At 57.8% G+C, this 15,554-nt stretch carries 17 protein-coding genes; 9 read left to right on the top strand and 8 right to left on the bottom strand.

Annotated elements, in window-relative coordinates:
• Nucleotides 1–4 precede the first annotated feature (4 nt).
• The 8 genes from ABJK70_RS09540 to cutA all read right to left on the bottom strand — a co-directional run bounded on the left by ABJK70_RS09540 (nt 5) and on the right by cutA (nt 7,436).
• Nucleotides 5–805: a zinc-ribbon and DUF3426 domain-containing protein gene (locus ABJK70_RS09540; RefSeq protein WP_347257863.1), complete on the bottom strand. Its 801-nt coding sequence runs from the start codon at nt 803–805 to the stop codon at nt 5–7.
• Between the two features lie 3 nt (nt 806–808).
• Nucleotides 809–1,687, bottom strand: a complete 879-nt coding sequence (gene prmA, locus ABJK70_RS09535) for a 50S ribosomal protein L11 methyltransferase (protein ID WP_347257862.1) — start codon at nt 1,685–1,687, stop codon at nt 809–811.
• Nucleotides 1,687–3,033: an acetyl-CoA carboxylase biotin carboxylase subunit gene (gene accC, locus ABJK70_RS09530; protein WP_077728789.1), complete on the bottom strand. Its 1,347-nt coding sequence runs from the start codon at nt 3,031–3,033 to the stop codon at nt 1,687–1,689. The genes prmA and accC overlap by 1 nt, the downstream gene beginning before the upstream one ends.
• Before the next feature lie 50 nt (nt 3,034–3,083).
• Entirely contained in the window at nt 3,084–3,533 is a 450-nt protein-coding gene (gene accB / locus ABJK70_RS09525) for an acetyl-CoA carboxylase biotin carboxyl carrier protein (protein WP_347257861.1), read from the bottom strand.
• A gap of 3 nt (nt 3,534–3,536) precedes the next feature.
• Nucleotides 3,537–3,980 carry a type II 3-dehydroquinate dehydratase gene (gene aroQ / locus ABJK70_RS09520; RefSeq protein ID WP_077728787.1) on the bottom strand — a complete coding sequence of 148 codons (444 nt, stop codon included), beginning with the start codon at nt 3,978–3,980 and terminating at the stop codon, nt 3,537–3,539.
• Between the two features lie 136 nt (nt 3,981–4,116).
• Complete coding sequence (locus tag ABJK70_RS09515) at nt 4,117–4,641, bottom strand: TlpA disulfide reductase family protein (protein ID WP_156880356.1); 525 nt, start codon at nt 4,639–4,641, stop codon at nt 4,117–4,119.
• A complete protein-coding gene (locus ABJK70_RS09510) occupies nt 4,638–6,848 on the bottom strand; it encodes a protein-disulfide reductase DsbD (protein ID WP_240502402.1) in 2,211 nt (736 codons plus the stop codon). The genes ABJK70_RS09515 and ABJK70_RS09510 overlap by 4 nt, the downstream gene beginning before the upstream one ends.
• A 258-nt stretch (nt 6,849–7,106) precedes the next feature.
• On the bottom strand, nt 7,107–7,436 hold the full coding sequence (gene cutA, locus ABJK70_RS09505) for a divalent-cation tolerance protein CutA (protein WP_077728920.1): 330 nt from the start codon (nt 7,434–7,436) through the stop codon (nt 7,107–7,109).
• 47 nt (nt 7,437–7,483) lie between these two features.
• Between cutA and ABJK70_RS09500 the strand changes: the two genes are divergently transcribed.
• The 9 genes from ABJK70_RS09500 (at nt 7,484) to ABJK70_RS09460 (ending at nt 15,543) form a co-directional block, all read left to right on the top strand.
• A complete protein-coding gene (locus ABJK70_RS09500) occupies nt 7,484–7,912 on the top strand; it encodes an FxsA family protein (RefSeq protein ID WP_077728784.1) in 429 nt (142 codons plus the stop codon).
• Nucleotides 7,913–8,187: 275 nt separating this feature from the next.
• Nucleotides 8,188–9,603 carry a sulfite exporter TauE/SafE family protein gene (locus ABJK70_RS09495; protein WP_077728783.1) on the top strand — a complete coding sequence of 472 codons (1,416 nt, stop codon included), beginning with the start codon at nt 8,188–8,190 and terminating at the stop codon, nt 9,601–9,603.
• A 249-nt stretch (nt 9,604–9,852) separates the two neighbouring features.
• Complete coding sequence (locus ABJK70_RS09490) at nt 9,853–10,164, top strand: hypothetical protein (protein ID WP_077728782.1); 312 nt, start codon at nt 9,853–9,855, stop codon at nt 10,162–10,164.
• On the top strand, nt 10,148–11,398 hold the full coding sequence (locus ABJK70_RS09485) for an FtsX-like permease family protein (protein ID WP_347257860.1): 1,251 nt from the start codon (nt 10,148–10,150) through the stop codon (nt 11,396–11,398). Before ABJK70_RS09490 ends, ABJK70_RS09485 begins: the two co-directional genes overlap by 17 nt.
• A 3-nt stretch (nt 11,399–11,401) precedes the next feature.
• Nucleotides 11,402–12,082: an ABC transporter ATP-binding protein gene (locus ABJK70_RS09480; RefSeq protein WP_077728780.1), complete on the top strand. Its 681-nt coding sequence runs from the start codon at nt 11,402–11,404 to the stop codon at nt 12,080–12,082.
• A gap of 2 nt (nt 12,083–12,084) precedes the next feature.
• A complete protein-coding gene (locus ABJK70_RS09475; protein WP_347257864.1) occupies nt 12,085–13,074 on the top strand; it encodes a hypothetical protein in 990 nt (329 codons plus the stop codon).
• 15 nt (nt 13,075–13,089) lie between these two features.
• Nucleotides 13,090–13,593, top strand: a complete 504-nt coding sequence (locus tag ABJK70_RS09470; protein WP_077728778.1) for a nitrous oxide reductase accessory protein NosL — start codon at nt 13,090–13,092, stop codon at nt 13,591–13,593.
• Nucleotides 13,590–14,126, top strand: a complete 537-nt coding sequence (locus ABJK70_RS09465) for a TlpA disulfide reductase family protein (RefSeq protein WP_077728777.1) — start codon at nt 13,590–13,592, stop codon at nt 14,124–14,126. Before ABJK70_RS09470 ends, ABJK70_RS09465 begins: the two co-directional genes overlap by 4 nt.
• The gene (locus ABJK70_RS09460) at nt 14,110–15,543 is read left to right on the top strand and encodes a nitrous oxide reductase accessory protein NosL (RefSeq protein ID WP_347257859.1); all 1,434 of its coding nucleotides are present in this window, start codon (nt 14,110–14,112) and stop codon (nt 15,541–15,543) included. The genes ABJK70_RS09465 and ABJK70_RS09460 overlap by 17 nt, the downstream gene beginning before the upstream one ends.
• Nucleotides 15,544–15,554: the final 11 nt, after the last annotated feature.

Raw genomic sequence — 15,554 nt, 5'->3', positions numbered from 1 at the left:
CGGATCAGAGCAGTTCGAACGTGAAGCCGCCCACGTCGTTAGTGGGTTTGGCCAATAGCAAGCGAATTTCAAACGGTTTGCCGACAGGCATCAGCGAGGTTTTTTCCCCTTCGGGAAGATATTCCGAAGGCGTGAATATCCGCTCCGCCACCGGGCTTCCGTTGAGTTCGGTGAGAACCAGCTTCAGATTGGGGAGCATTTGCGGCAAGTTGGACTGATTCGCAAAGACGAGTTGGAATTCCAGTGCGTCATCGCGGGTCGAGTCCGGCCGCAAGGCGCGATCGAAAATCTGGATGCGGCGCACGTCTTTATAGGGCGGCAAAGAACAGTCGATCGTCTTGCAGGCCATGTCCAGCCAGGGACGCAGTCGTGCGCTCTGTACTATTCTGTCTCCTTCGAAAATGACCAGTTGAGCAATCAGGAGACCCAGCAGCCCGAACACGCCCAGCCCCCACAAAGCACCCGGCGTTACCGAGGACGGACCGGACTTTCCTTTGCCATGGCCTGCCCGAGCTTCCCCGTCAAACGCCTTGCTTTTGTGCTCGGTCCCCGATTGCTCGCCACCCGACTCCTCGGACAGCTCCCGCTCGAATTTTCGGAGGAGGACCGCTTCTCGATCTCCCAAAACCGGAGGTCTGGCTTGAGGCGTGTCCTCCGGAACCGCATCCTTCACGGCTTGCCCCAAGGATACTAAGACGTTGAAAACGATATGGCAGCGGTCGCAAAGCGCTTCTCCGCGTCCAGCCCGTAATTGGCCGACGCTGATGCGGTATGCGGTCTTACACTCGGGACAGCGGGTAAACACGATTCAACCTCGAAGCTTGGCGCCGGTAAGCAATGCCCATTCCTCGCGAACCACGGGGGGACAGAAATCGAACTGCGACGCGTAGGCCGCGCGAACGTTTTCGACCTGCGTCGCCAAAATACCGGACAATGCCAAACTCCCGCCGGGCCGGACTTTTTCGCTGATTTCCGCCGCCAGTTCGATCAAAGGCGTAGCCAAAATGTTGGCGACCAGCACATCAGCGCGGACAGCGGCAAGCTCGCGCGGATACCCGAGGGCCAACCTGTCCTCCACGCCATTCTTGCGCGCGTTTTCGTCCGAGGCGGTGAGCGCCTGGGGATCGATATCCACGCCATAGGCTTTCGCCGCACCCAGCTTCAATGCAGCCACAGCCAGAACTCCCGATCCGCAGCCGTAATCGATCACGGTCTTGCCTGCGAGATCCTGGCCGTCCAGCCATTCGAGGCAAAGCGCTGTCGTGGGATGAGTGCCGGTTCCGAAAGCCAAGCCGGGGTCGAGCACTACGTTGACGGCCACGGGTTCCGGCGGCTCGAAGCCGGTCGGGCAAATCCAGAGCCTCTGGCCGAAGCGCATCGGCTGAAAATGATCCAGCCACGCTCTCTCCCATACACGGTCTTCCAAATCCTCGAGCTGATATTGAAGTACTCGCTCGCCGAATTGGTTCGCGACCGAGTTCCGTATGCGATTGGTATTGGCGTCGGCATCGAATAACCCGATCACTTTAGTCTGCCGCCAAACCGGCGTCTCCCCCGGCTTGGGTTCGAACAGAGGCTGGTCGCCGGCATCTTCGAAGCTGACGGAAACGGCGCCGAGATTCGACAAAAGATCGGAAACCGGCTCCGCCAAAGACTCATCGACCGTAATCGCCAGCTGACGCCACATCAGTGTTTCAATCCGAGCTTCTGCTCCAAATAATGGATATTCTGCCCGCCGGCATTAAAAGCCGCATCGTTGATGATATCGAGCAACAAAGGAATATTGCACTTGATACCGCCGATGACCATTTCCTGAAGCGCCATGCGGGCACGCGCGATAGCCCCGCTCCGGGTCTCGCCGTGGGCGATGAGCTTGCCGATCATCGAGTCGTAATAAGGCGGTACCCGATAGCCGTTATAGATATGCGTTTCGACCCGGATTCCAGGACCTCCGGGCATATGGAACTGCTCGATCACGCCGGGGCTCGGGATAAAACTTTGCGGATCCTCGGCGTTGATCCGGCACTCAATGGCATGGCCCCGCATCTGAACATCCTCCTGCCTGATCGCCAATACCTCGCCGGCGGCAATGCGAAGCTGCTCCTTGACGATATCGAAGCCCGTCACCATTTCCGTCACCGGATGTTCCACCTGTACCCGGGTATTCATCTCGATGAAATAAAACTGGCCGTCCTGGTAAAGAAACTCGAAGGTTCCGGCGCCCAGATAGCCGATTTCCTGACAGGCTCTGACGCAACGCTCACCGATTTGGCGACGCTGCTCCTCGGTAATGCCGGGCGCCGGCGCCTCTTCGACGACTTTCTGATGCCGACGCTGAGTGGAGCAATCGCGCTCGCCCAGATGAACCACATTCCCGTGTCCGTCGGCAATCACTTGGACCTCGATATGCCGCGGATTTTCCAGGAACTTCTCCATATAGACCATGTCGTTGCCGAATGCCGCCGCGGCCTCCCCTCGAGTCAGCGTGATGGCGCTCGGAAGATTCGCCTCGCTGTGGACGACCCGCATGCCGCGTCCTCCACCGCCGCCCGCCGCCTTGATGATGACCGGAAAACCGATTCGGCGGGCGACTTTCAGGTTTTCGTCGTGATTTTCGCTCAAAGGGCCATCCGAGCCGGGCAAACACGGAATACCGGCCTTTTTCATGGCCTCGATGGCAGACACCTTGTCCCCCATGAGCCGGATGGTCTCCGGACGAGGGCCGATGAAAATGAAACCGCTTTGGATCACTTTTTCCGCGAAGTCGGCGTTCTCCGACAAAAACCCGTAACCGGGATGGATAGCCACCGAATCGGTGACTTCGGCGGAGCTGATGATAGCCGGAATGTTGAGATAGCTTTCCTTCGACGGCGCAGGACCGATGCACACGGACTCGTCGGCGAGCCGCACGTGCTTTAGGTCGCGGTCGGCCTCGGAATGCACGGCCACGGCTTTGATACCGAGTTCGCGGCAAGCACGAAGAATGCGCAGGGCGATCTCGCCCCTGTTGGCGATGAGAACTTTACCGAGCATGAACTGACACCTGGTGGATGGGCCGAATTAGAAGCAACAGCGATAAGCCGTTACTCGATGACGAACAAGGGCTGGTTGTATTCCACCGGTTGGGCGTTTTCCACCAGCACCTTTGCGATCACACCGGCTTTGTCCGCCTCGATCTGATTCAGAATCTTCATCGCCTCGATGATGCAGAGCGTATCGCCCACTTCCACGCGCTGGCCGACCTCCACGAAAGCTTTCGCTCCTGGCGAGGGCGAACGGTAAAAGGTTCCCACCATGGGCGATCGGACGATGTGCCCGGTCAGTTTGTCCACCGTCGCCTCGGCCGACTGAGGCGCTGCGGCCGGCTGTGGCGCAACGGCCGGCGCAGCAGCCTGCAATACCTGCACCGGTTGCGGCGCCGTACTGCTGTACCGACTAATGCGTACCGATTCCTCCCCTTCGCGAATCTCGATTTCGGCAATGCCCGACTCTTCGATCATTTCGATGAGCTTTTTTATTTTTCTAATATCCATGTCTTAGCCTGTTTTTAGGATGTGTATGGCGGCAGTCAAGGCGAGCTCATAACCGAGCGCGCCGAATCCGCAAATAACGCCTTTGGCGATATCGGATAAATATGAGTGTTTGCGGAAAGGCTCCCGCGCGTGAACGTTGGATAAATGGACTTCAATGAAAGGAATGCGGGTTGCAAGAAACGCATCTCGAAGCGCGATACTGGTATGCGTGTAAGCTCCCGGATTGATGAGTATGAAGTCGATGGATTCCCTGAACGCCTGGTGGATACGGTCTATAAGCTCGTGCTCGGCATTGCTCTGGAAAAAATCCAGATGGCAACCCAGCGCTTGCGCCTTGGAGTCCAGTGCAGACTCGATGTCGCCAAGCGTTTGACTGCCGTATAACCCCGGCTCGCGAAACCCAAGCAAATTGAGATTCGGGCCGTTGAGCACAAGGATGTTTGCCATATTACGAGAGCAGCCCCGTTTCCGATTACCGCAGAAGCCGAAAAACCGCGGCTATTTTGCCGAAATGCGCAAAATCTGTCCACAAATGAAGGATTTCGCTTACATTCGACGCAGTTAGCGCGTTTTGGCGGAAAGGTCAATGAAGCAGCGCTTCGAGAACCTTCATGAGCTGCTCTCTCGAGAATGGCCCCGTATGGGCGTCCACCTGCTGGCCGGCACGGTCGAAAACGGCGGAGAACGGCAAGACGTTAAGCCGGTTTCCGAGACTCTCCGCCCAGGCGGCGGCACGTTCGTCACCCAGCCATATCGGATAGTTGACCGGCGTCTCTCTTAAGAAGTCCTGCACGGCTTCCGATTCGTCTATGGCAATGCCGACGAACTGGACGCCCTTGTCGCCCAATTCCGTCTGCAATCGGACGAACTCCGGCATCTCCTCCCGGCAGGGGGCGCACCAGGTCGCCCAGAAGTTGAGTACGACGATCTTGCCTTTCAATTCGGCGATATCGTGCGGATTGCCATCGAGATCCCTGAGCGTCACAGGCTCCGGAGGCGCCCCATTCCTCGGGGCTGTCGACTCTCCGCTCAGCCAGCTTTGGGCGAGAATGCCGAGAAGAAGCGCGGCCAATGCGAGCAATCCGTAGAGAAACTTTGTCGATTTCACTGCAACGCCCTTTGCAAATGTCCCAAAAATTCATCCGCATTCATATAGCCGACCACGCGGAACGATTTCCGCTCCTCCCGATCAGGTCCGAAGAACAGCGTCGCCGGCGGACCGATGAGACCAAAGCGTTGCAAGAGCGCCTGATCGTCCGCGGAATTTTGCGTGACATCGGCCTGCAGCAATACCACGTTGCTGAGCGCATTCTGTACTTTGGGATCGGCGAAGGTATAGCGCTCCATTTCCTTACAGGAGATGCACCAATCGGCATAGAAATCCAGCATGACCCACTTTCCGGCGACCTCGGCCGCCGCCACCTGCTGATTCAGGTCGTCAATGGTCCTGACCTTTCGGAACGCGATCGACTGCGGCGACGCCTTGGCCGTCGCCGCAGAGATCCCGCGCAACGGCTGTAGCGGGTCGGTGCTGTCCGAAGCGACGCCGATCAACAGCAGCACCCCGTACGTAAGCATGACGATGCCCACGCCCTTCCACAGTCTGCGCCATCCGGAGGCCGGATGAGGCAAGGCATCCAGGGCGCCGAGGTAAATGGCCGGAATGATCAGCAGCAGCGCCCAAAGGAACATGGATACGGCGGCGGGCAAAATACGTTCGAGCAGCCAAACCGCGATCGCCAAAAGACCCACGCCGAAAGCGGCCTTCACCGCGTTCATCCAGGTCCCGGCCTTGGGCAGCAACTTGCCTGCCGATGCGCCAATGGCCAGCAAGGGGATACCCATACCCAAGCCCAGCGCGAACAAAGCCAGCCCGCCAAGCACCGCATCGCCGGTCTGGCCGATATAGATTAGCGCGCCGGCCAGGGGCGCCGCCACGCACGGCCCGACGATCAAGGCGGAAAGTGCGCCCATGATCGCCGCTCCAGTCAGAGTGCCGCCGCGTTGCTGATTGCTGATGGAAACCACGCGGGATTGGATGAATTCGGGCATTTGCAGCGTATAAACGCCGAACATCGACAAGGCCAGCAGCACGAACAAAGCGCTGAATGCCACGATGACTTCGGGCTTTTGAAACAGAATCTGAAGATTGCTGCCGAACAGCCCGGCCAAAACGCCGAAGACGGTATAAGCAAACGCCGAAGCCAATACGTAGCTGAGGGACAACATGAAAGCCCGGCCGGTCGTGATCGTGTGGCCATTCCCGACGATGATGCCCGACAGAATCGGGATCATCGGAAAAATACAGGGCGTGAACGCCAGCAGCAGCCCGAACCCGAGAAAACTGAGAACCGTCGCCCAGGGGGAATCGCTTTGCAGCGCGAAGGCGATTCGGTCCTGCTCCGATACCGGCTCGGCAGGATTTGCTACCGACGCGATTTTTCCGGTACCACCGGCCGGCAAATCCAGGCTCGCGGTTTTCTGCATCGGCGGGTAGCACACACCCTTCTCCGCGCAGCCCTGATAATTCGCCTGCAACTGAATATTGACCGGCTTGCCATCGGCACGCGACAGCGGAACGGCAAAACCGACTTCCCGATGGAATACCTCCACCGCCCCGAACTCTTCGTCGTGCTTGGGTTCGCCGTGCGGAATCTCATAGCTCCCGAGCTTTACCCCGCTCTCGCCGAGCAAGGCCAGCTTGAATTTTTCCCGGTAAAGATAATACCCGTCGGCAATCTGCCAGCTCACCCACAGCGTACCAGCATCCTTGACCTCGGCGAAGAAACGGAACGCCTCATCCGGGGGCAGCAAATCGACGGGCTGGGTTTTCACGCCCAGCGATTTGAAGGCTTCGGCCAATTTTCCGAGCGAATCGGTCTTGGCACCGCCTGCGCCAGTCGGAGGCCACGCCACGTTCACCGTCCGCTTGTACGGCGGATAGCATACTCCGGCATCGGCGCAGCCCTGCGAGGTTACGTCGAGAGCCAGTGCATCGGCGGTGCCGCCGCTCCGCATCAACGGAAGACGGATATCGACGTGCCCGCGATAAATCTCCATCTCGCCGAAAAATTCGTCGTGTTTGGTTTCTCCCTTCGGAAAAACCGGCTCGCCCAAATCGACGCCCGAAGTCTTGGACGCGAACTTGAATTTTTGCCGGTACAGATAATAGCCGTCCGCGATGTCGAATCCGACCAAGGCCTCATCGCCCTCGATCTTTGCCGATGCCCGGAAAGCCTGTTCGGGTGGCAGAAGCTCTTCGCTGCTGATGGCCCAAACCGTACCTGTCCAGGCCGGCAAAAAGATAAACAACAACCCAAAAACCCACTCGCGGAACCAAAGGTATATGCACACGTTTGCAAAGCCGTCATTCCGGCATGGATTGCCGGAATCCAGAACACAGGGATGTGAAAGGCCTTTGCCATCCTTGGCGCCTGGACCCCGGCACTCCCTGCCGGGGTGACGATCTGTGTAGATACCTTTGTCGGGGAACTGCGGCATAACAAAATCACTCAGTAGGAAGAAGGTCGGGGATGCGGACTCTGTCCGGAAGCAATCCGTCCGGACGGTCCATCAATTTTCGGGGGGCAGCCATCTGCTGATCCAATCGAGGTACGCGGTCGAACCATGCAGTATGGAGACCGCAATGAATTCGGGAAGTTCGTACGGGTGTTTCTCGCGCACAAAGACTTCCAATGCTTCCAAAGAAGCCGTTTCGGTCTTCATCAGGAGGAGATGCTCCTGAGCCGTTTCTATCTTGCCTTCCCAAGGATAAACGGATGTCAGTCCGGGAACGATGTTGGCGCAGGTGACCAGGCGTTCGGCGACCGCCGCCCTAGCCAACGTCTCCGCGGTGTTCGCATCCGGACAAGTGCACAAAACTAGACAGTATTGGGTAGACATGGCAAAAAGCACTGGATTAATCGGAATTCTAAACGTATGAGGGCTTAATGAACATCGGTCAATGGTTATTGCTCGCGCTGTTGAGCTTGCCGGTCTTGGAGATTTATTTACTGATCAAACTCGTCGGTTCTCTGGGTTTTTTCCCCACTTTATTCCTGTTGCTGGGTGCTGCGGCGCTAGGCAGCTTTTTATTGAGAATACAGGGTTGGACCACCTGGTTCCGGGTTCAGCAAGCCTTGGCGCGTGGCGAATTGCCGGCCCGCGAGATGATCGAAGGCGGCTTGATAGCCGCCGGGGGTTTGCTGTTGCTGATACCCGGCTTCATCAGCGATATGCTGGCATTGTTCTGCCTGCTGCCGGCCACCCGGAAACGAATCGCGCAACGTATTCTCGAAAGCGGCATTTCCCACCCTCCCGGAAAGACGACACGCGAAACCCGGCACACGATAGAAGGCGAATTTAAGCGTGAAGACTGACTCATAACGCCTTTCGCGGTTTCCCGCCAACTATTATCCGAGCCGTGCTTTGAACACGCTTCATCGAGAGGCGTAGTTTTTGCAGCCATTCATCCTTGCCGAAAACGAGAAACGCCATCATTACCGCGGTTCCTTGTTTCAAGGCTCCTCATTCGCCCGAAAACGATACATTGATGAAACACTCTTGTAACGTCATCATTAAAATCCGCTAATATAATTCACCCCTACTGAGCTCCGCGGGTAACGGGCTGAAATTTCCCAGCAGGTACTATTGGATGGCGATGATAACCCGGAAATTCCGCGTCGACGGCATGCACTGCCAGGGATGCGAAACGACGATCGAGCAAGCGGTGGCCCAACTTTCCGGGGTCCAAGATATCAAGGCCGATTTTGCGGCCGGGACCGCCACCGTCAGCTTCGACCCCGCTCGAACCGATCCCCGAAAAATCATCGAAGCCATCGATAGCCAGGGTTATCAATGCTCACCGGCGCCGGCCGGCGGTTCTTCGCGGCTCCGCGCCTTCGGACGATTGCTGGTCGCCCTGCTCTCACTAACCGTTATTGCCGCACTCCTGATCCAAGGCGATCAGCTCGCCGAGCGCATGCACCTGCCAGAGTTCGATCGTAGCATGAGCTATGGCCTCTTGTTTCTGATCGGCTTCGTCACCGGTTTTCACTGCGTGGGAATGTGCGGCGGTTTCGTTGTCGGCTATACCGCGAGCGCCGCCGCGACCGGCAAACGTTCCTTGGTGCTCTCCCACGTCCTTTACGGGGTCGGCAAGACCTTATCGTATACCCTGATCGGCGGCCTATTCGGGCTGCTCGGTTCGTTCATAGCCTTTACCCCGGAAATCCGTGGCATCGCCGCGATCGCGGCCGGCATCTTCCTGATCGTGTTCGGCCTCAACATGCTGGACTGGTTCAAGAGCCTCCGGCGCGTTCACATTCGCATACCGACATTCTTGAACCGCTTCGTATACGGCAGGACGCAAAAAAGCAAAAGTCCATTCCTGATCGGCCTGCTGAACGGTCTGATGATCGCCTGCGGTCCGCTCCAGGCCATGTACATCATGGCCGCCGGCACCGGCAGCTTTATCGAAGGCTCCAAGCTCCTTTTCGTCTTCGGGCTGGGCACATTGCCGATATTGTTCGGCTTCGGGGTGCTGACCAGCCTGATTTCCGCCCAGGCGACCCGAGGACTCTTGAAAGCATCCGCCTTTCTGGTGATGGCCCTCGGACTCATCATGCTGAATCGAGGCCTGATCATGAGCGGCTCCGGCTACGACTTTCGGACCTTGGCGACCTTGGCCGCAACCCGCCTGGAAAATTTGACCAAGAAAGAGGACTCCACGGCTCCCGCCGGCGATTACCAGGTGATCCGCATGGAGGTCAATAAGCGGGGTTTTAAACCGGACACGTTCGTACTGAAAAAAGGCGTTCCCGTGAAGTGGATCATCGAGGGAAAGGAACTGAACTACTGCAACCACCGGATCATTGTCCCGTCTCTGGGGCTCGAATTCGACGTGGTAAAAGGCGAGCAAATCATCGAGTTCACGCCGCAACAGGCCGGCGTGATTCCCTGGAGTTGCTGGATGGGCATGATTCCCGGCAGCTTCATCGTGCAAGAAGACGCCGCCGGCCCAGAACAGGGGAAGAGCGACGAACAACCCGGCCGTCGCCCGCCCGAATGAGCGAAGTTGTCGAGCGGTCGACGTATCGCCGAAAACTGTGGGATTTACACTACCGATGCGGGATTTCCCACACTTCCGCCGCAATCAACGCACATGAACATCGGAAAACTCCGATCAAAAAAAGGTCTCAAATTCAGGCATACCTGTTGCATGGCGGTCACACTCTTCTCTTCGCCCCCCGCCAGCGGCAGAGCATAGTTTGAGGAAAGACGCGCCGCAGACCGAAACACAAGACAATTCACAAGAACAATGACCAGGAAATCGAGCGTTTTTTTATCGGCGATCGCAGCGCAATCGGCCATCCTCGGTTTGTTGCTCCTGCACGCCGCAATCTCCACTCGGACGCATCCACCGGAATTGACTGAAAAACGGGCTTTGGTAAAGGCACTCCATCTCACCGATCTATGCCTGTTTACCGAGGCCCGCTACACGCGTCATCTCTCGCAAGCGGACTTGAGCACACCCTTTCAGGACCATCCCATATCCCTGGAGCATTTCCCTTCCGGCTCCTTCCTGGGCGCACCGGAAAACATTCGGAAAATCAATGAAGAGTTGGATTGAGAAGCAGAAATACATCATCGATTTCACCCTGTCGTCGCTGCTGCGGCGCAAGGTGAAGAACATTGGCCTCTTGATCCTGTACGCCTTGATCGTGTTCATCCTGGCCTCGGTGATGTTCTTTACCCACGCGATCAAGAAAGAGGCATCCCTCGTCCTTCGAGAGTCGCCGGAAATGATCGTGCAAAAAGTCGTGGCGGGACGCCACGACCTCATGCCGCTGCGCTATCGGGACGAAATTCTGAAAATCCGGGGCGTGCAGGCAGTCGAGGGGCGGCTCTGGGGCTATTATTTCGACCCTGTTTTCGGAGCCAACTACACCTTGCTGGTGCCGCCCGCCACGACAGCGACGGAACAAGCCGAGACCGAGCCGATGCGCACGGTCGTGACCGAAAACGAGCACCGCCACGGCCCTGAAGAGCAAGCCATGCCTCTCGTCGGCGCCGAAACGATCGGCGCGGGAAACATCGTCATCGGCAACGGCATCGCCCGGGTGCGGAATGCCGGCAAGGGCGAATTCATACTGTTCCGCACCCATGCCGGCGAAGGAATGCCCTTGAGAATCAAGGACACGCTTTCCTCCGCGTCGGAACTTGTCTCCTCCGATCTGATCCTGATGACCGAGCCCGACTTCCGCAGATTTTTCGGCATCCCCGAGAACTATGTGACCGATCTGGCGGTCTCGGTCAGAAATCCCGAGGAGCTTTCCACGATCGCCGCCAAGATCACCCGGCTGTTTCCCGATTCCCGCCCGATCATACGGGACGAGATCCTCCGCACCTACGACTCGATCTTCAACTGGCGCGGCGGCATGATGATCGTGATCCTGTCCGCGGCGGTCCTGGCATTCGTCATCTTCGCCTGGGACAAGGCCTCCGGGCTCAGCGCCGGGGAGCGGCGCGAAATCGGCATACTGAAGGCCATCGGATGGGAAACCTCGGACATCATCCGCATGAAATTCTGGGAAGGCGCGGTGATTTCGCTGACCGCATTTCTCGGCGGCGTGATCCTCGCTTACATCCACGTATTCTTCACCCATTCCCTGGTGTTCGAACCGGCTTTGAAAGGCTGGTCGACCCTGTATCCGCAGTTCAAGCTGATGCCTTTCGTAAGCGCCGAACAATTGACCACCCTCTTCTTCCTCACGGTGGTGCCCTACACGGTATCCACCATCGTTCCGGCCTGGCGGGCGGCGACCATCGATCCGGACACCGCCATGCGCCATACGGGAGAGTGATTCATGATCGAGCTTTTCGACGTCCGCAAAGTATTCAACACAGGCAAGCCGAGCGAATACTCGGCGCTCAACGGCATCAGCCTCAACATCAGCTCCAACAAGGTCACCGTTCTGACCGGCCCCAGCGGCTCGGGGAAGACCACCCTGCTCAGCATCATCGGCTGCATGTCGCGCCCTACCGCCGGACGGGTGAAACTGAGCGGACGCGAAATCACCAGCTTGCCGGAACGCTTTCTGACCGATATCCGCCGCAAGACCTTCGGCTTCATCTTCCAACAGCACAATCTGATCAAGGGGATCACTGCACTGGAAAACGTCATGCTGCCCGCCTACCCCTTGGGCGAACGGCATGGGCCGCTCAAGGAGCGCGCGATGCATCTGCTCGACAGGCTAGACCTTTCCCGCAAGGCACACTCGCGCATCGAGTGGCTGTCCGGCGGCGAAGCGCAGCGGGTGGGCATCGTCCGAGCACTGATCAACGACCCGTCCGTCATCATCGCGGATGAGCCAACCTCCAACCTGGACACCAAGCTCTCTTACAGATTCCTCGAAATCGTGGAAACGTTCAAAAAAGACGGCAAAACGGTCCTGATTACCAGCCACGACCCCCTGGTGTACCAGGCCAGCGTCGTCGACGAGGTGGTCCGGCTGCGGGACGGCCGGCTCGAAGGAGAAGCGCCGTGATCATGCATCCGGCGGTGATCGCCAATATCATCGCCGCGCTGACGGTGAGCCTGATGGTGGTTTATTCGGCCTACTATGGGCTACAGATCTATCGCCACTGGAACATCGAGAGCGGCAGCGAACTGCAGCTGACCCTGGAGCGGCGGACCTACCTGGTCTCGACGCTGCTGTCCTATACCTTCGGGCTGCAACTGATCTCGCTGTTCCTTTACGTGTTCACCGCCGACACGCTCTACCCGCTGTTCGTCGGCGCCATGTGCGCCGCGGGGGCCTTGAGCGTGAATGCCTTCGGTTATCCGACCCTGATCCTGAAGGTCGGCAATTTCCTGCTGGCGGGACTCTGGCTGGTGCTGAACCACGCGGACAATCAGGCTTACGACTACCCTCTCATCAGGAAAAAATACCTCCTGCTGGCGGTCATCGCCCCGTTCATCGTGGCCGAAACGATTGTGGAACTGGCTTATTTCCTGAAGCTGGACGCCAATGTCATCACCTCGTGCTGCGGCGCCCTTTTCAGCAGCGAACGGGTCGAGGGACTCGGCTCGGAAATCGCGGCCCTGCCGGCATTACCCACGCTCTGGGCTTTTTATATCAGCATTGCCGCGGCGCTGCTCTCCGGCATTTATTTCTATCTTCGGGGAAAAGGCGGCTATGTCTATTCCGCTTTGGCGGTAGTGGCCTTCTTCGTCTCCATAGTCGCGATCATTTCCTGCATCTCGCTTTATATCTACGAATTGCCGACCCACCATTGTCCGTTCTGCATCATCATGGAGGAATATAACTACATCGGTTATCTGCTATACATCCTGTTGTTCAGCGCCGTAGTCGCCGGCGCGGGCATCGCCGTCCTGATCCCGTTCCGCGGGATAGCAAGCCTGAGCTCGGCAATACCATCGCTGCTAAGAAGACTCGCATTGACCTCGATCGTGTCCTACACGGCTTTCGCATCCATCGTGACGTATCGAATCGCGATCTCGAATCTCATTTTGTAAGTTAAGGTAGCCATCATGACCGATCGATCCCGAAGGAACTGTTTGCGCGCCCTCGCGGCGCTGGCTTTGTCCCGGGTCGTTCCCGGCTCCGTCGCCGACGCAGCAGGAAAGGCGGTGCTCAAGAAGAGCGACCGCTGCCCGGTCTGCGGCATGTTCGTCTACAAATATCCGAAGTGGGTGGCGCAGATCGTTTTTAAGGACGGCACCTCGTACTTTTACGACGGCGCCAAGGATATGTTCAAGCATATCTTCGACACGTCCAAATACACACCGGGGAAAACGGCGGACCAAATCGTCGCCATTTACGTCACGGATTATTACGAAGTCGAACTGATCGAAGCCAAGCCCGCATTTTACGTGATCGGCTCGGACGTACTGGGCCCCATGGGTCATGAATTGCTCCCCTTCAGGGATCAAGAGTCCGCCCAGGAATTTCTGGAGGACCACAAGGGCACCAAGATCTTGCGCTTTCAGGATGTGACCCCGGCCGTCATCGAATCGCTGGACCGGCGTTCATGACGATCACATTTTGGATTCGACTTTTATTGGCCGCGTCGATCATGGCGTCGCTCGGCGCCTGCAACGGTCGACGGCCGGGCTTGCAGATCGGCGACATGGCGCCCGTCGTCACGCTCACCGATTTTCACGGAAATCCCGTGACGCTGCCCAAGGACATCCGGGGCAAGGTGGTCCTGGTGCGCTTCTGGGCTATGGATTGCTCCCACTGCAACAAAGAAACCGTCCTGGCCCTGGAAACCCTCTATCAAAAATATAAGGACAAAGGTTTCCTGCCGGTCGCCATACACGAAAGCCGGCCCGTCGAGGCGGACGAGCGGTTCCGGAAGTTCGATCACGTCACTTATCCGATGCTGGTGGACGAATACGGAAAAGTAGCCCGGCAGTTCGGCGTAATCGGCTTGCCGACGACCCTGGTGCTCGACGAGAAAGGCATCGTGCGGGAGAAGATCACCGGGGAAGCCAGTATCGACACTTTCGAAAAGCTTTTGACCACAGTGCTATACAAAGGGGGATTTTATGACGGCACTCATTAGATTTGGCTTGGGGCCAGCATTGGCGATATGCCAGCTTCTGCTCATATCGTTTGCGGTCTCGGCCGAGGAGCCCCATGAACGGGAAAGCTGCCGGGTCTGTGGTATGTACATCGATCAGTACCTAAAGAGTGCCGCCGAATTGGTTTACAAGGACGGCAAGAAAAAATTCACCTGCGGCGTCGCCTGCATGCTGCGCGAGGTCGACGATGCCGGCGGACTTTCCGCCTTCGAATCGGTAAAAGTGCACGACTGGGTCTCCGGCAAGCTGATAGATGCCGAAGACGCCATTTATGTCATCGGCAGCCGCGTCATTCCGGATATGGTTCCGAACTATATCGCTTTCGCCAACCGGGAAGAGGCCGAGGCATTCGCCGCCAAGGAAGGGGGCGACGTGATCGACTTCGGGATCGCCTATCAGGATGTCTCGCCGGTCGGGACCACCGCGCCATTCCGTATCCGTACGGCAGTGACGCCGGGAGCGGGAGCCTTCAGCATCGGCGCCGTCTACGGCTACATGCAGAAAGACCAGGTCAAAGCAGGCTCAAACAGCACCGATCCCAGCGAGTTCATCAACAGCAACAGGACCCAGCCGCGGGCTCCGAAAGAAGTCCAGGCGCATCAGCAGGCACTGATCGTCAACTACTCGCCCACCGACAATCTCTCTCTTTTCGTCAACGTCCCCTGGTTCGAACGTAGAACCAAGACGCTAGTCAGAACGTCGCCCACCAGCGTCAGGGAAACCGTCGGCGAGGAAAACGGCATCGGCGACATTACCCTGGAAGGACGCTATAACTTCTGGCGCAGCACCCGCTGGGACAAATTCGGGACCATTCTGCTCGGCACCACCTTGCCGACCGGACAGTTCGACGGCGAGCGGGGAGCGACCACGGATCCCGTGGCCGGGAGAAGGCTCGTTTCCACCGGCCCGGCGCTGCAACTCGGCAAAGACACCGCCACTTTCACCGGAGGACTGCTCTATTCGCAGCGCTGGAAAGATTTCTGGTTTCACGGTTCGGCCCTCTACGCCGTCAACCCGGAAAATGACAACGACTTTGCCTTCGGCGACGTCGCCACCGTCGGCGCGGCTTTCCACTACACGCCGAACTATGATCTGATGTTGGGCATCGAGATGGACGCCAGCTACACGCAAAAAAGCGAAGACCACGGCTACAAGATCGGGAACAGCGGCGGCACCGTGACCAATCTTGCATTCGTCTTCGACTACCGCTTTCTCAACGCTTTCGGCGGAAACTTCAAGCTGCGCGGGTCGGTCGGCTTGCCGATTTATGAAGATCTGAACACCAAGCACGTAGTGCTCGCCAATCCCCGCCGCGAATTCGACCAGGTCCAACTGGGGGACGGCTTTTTCGGCAATTTGGCCGTTACCTGGACTTACCGCGCCGCTCCGGAGTTTTGATACCTTTGTAG

The organism is Methylocaldum sp. (assembly GCF_039794385.1).
Classification (GTDB): domain Bacteria; phylum Pseudomonadota; class Gammaproteobacteria; order Methylococcales; family Methylococcaceae; genus Methylocaldum.
Note: the sequence above shows the minus strand (reverse complement) of the source record. Positions and strands in the feature narration are given on the sequence as shown.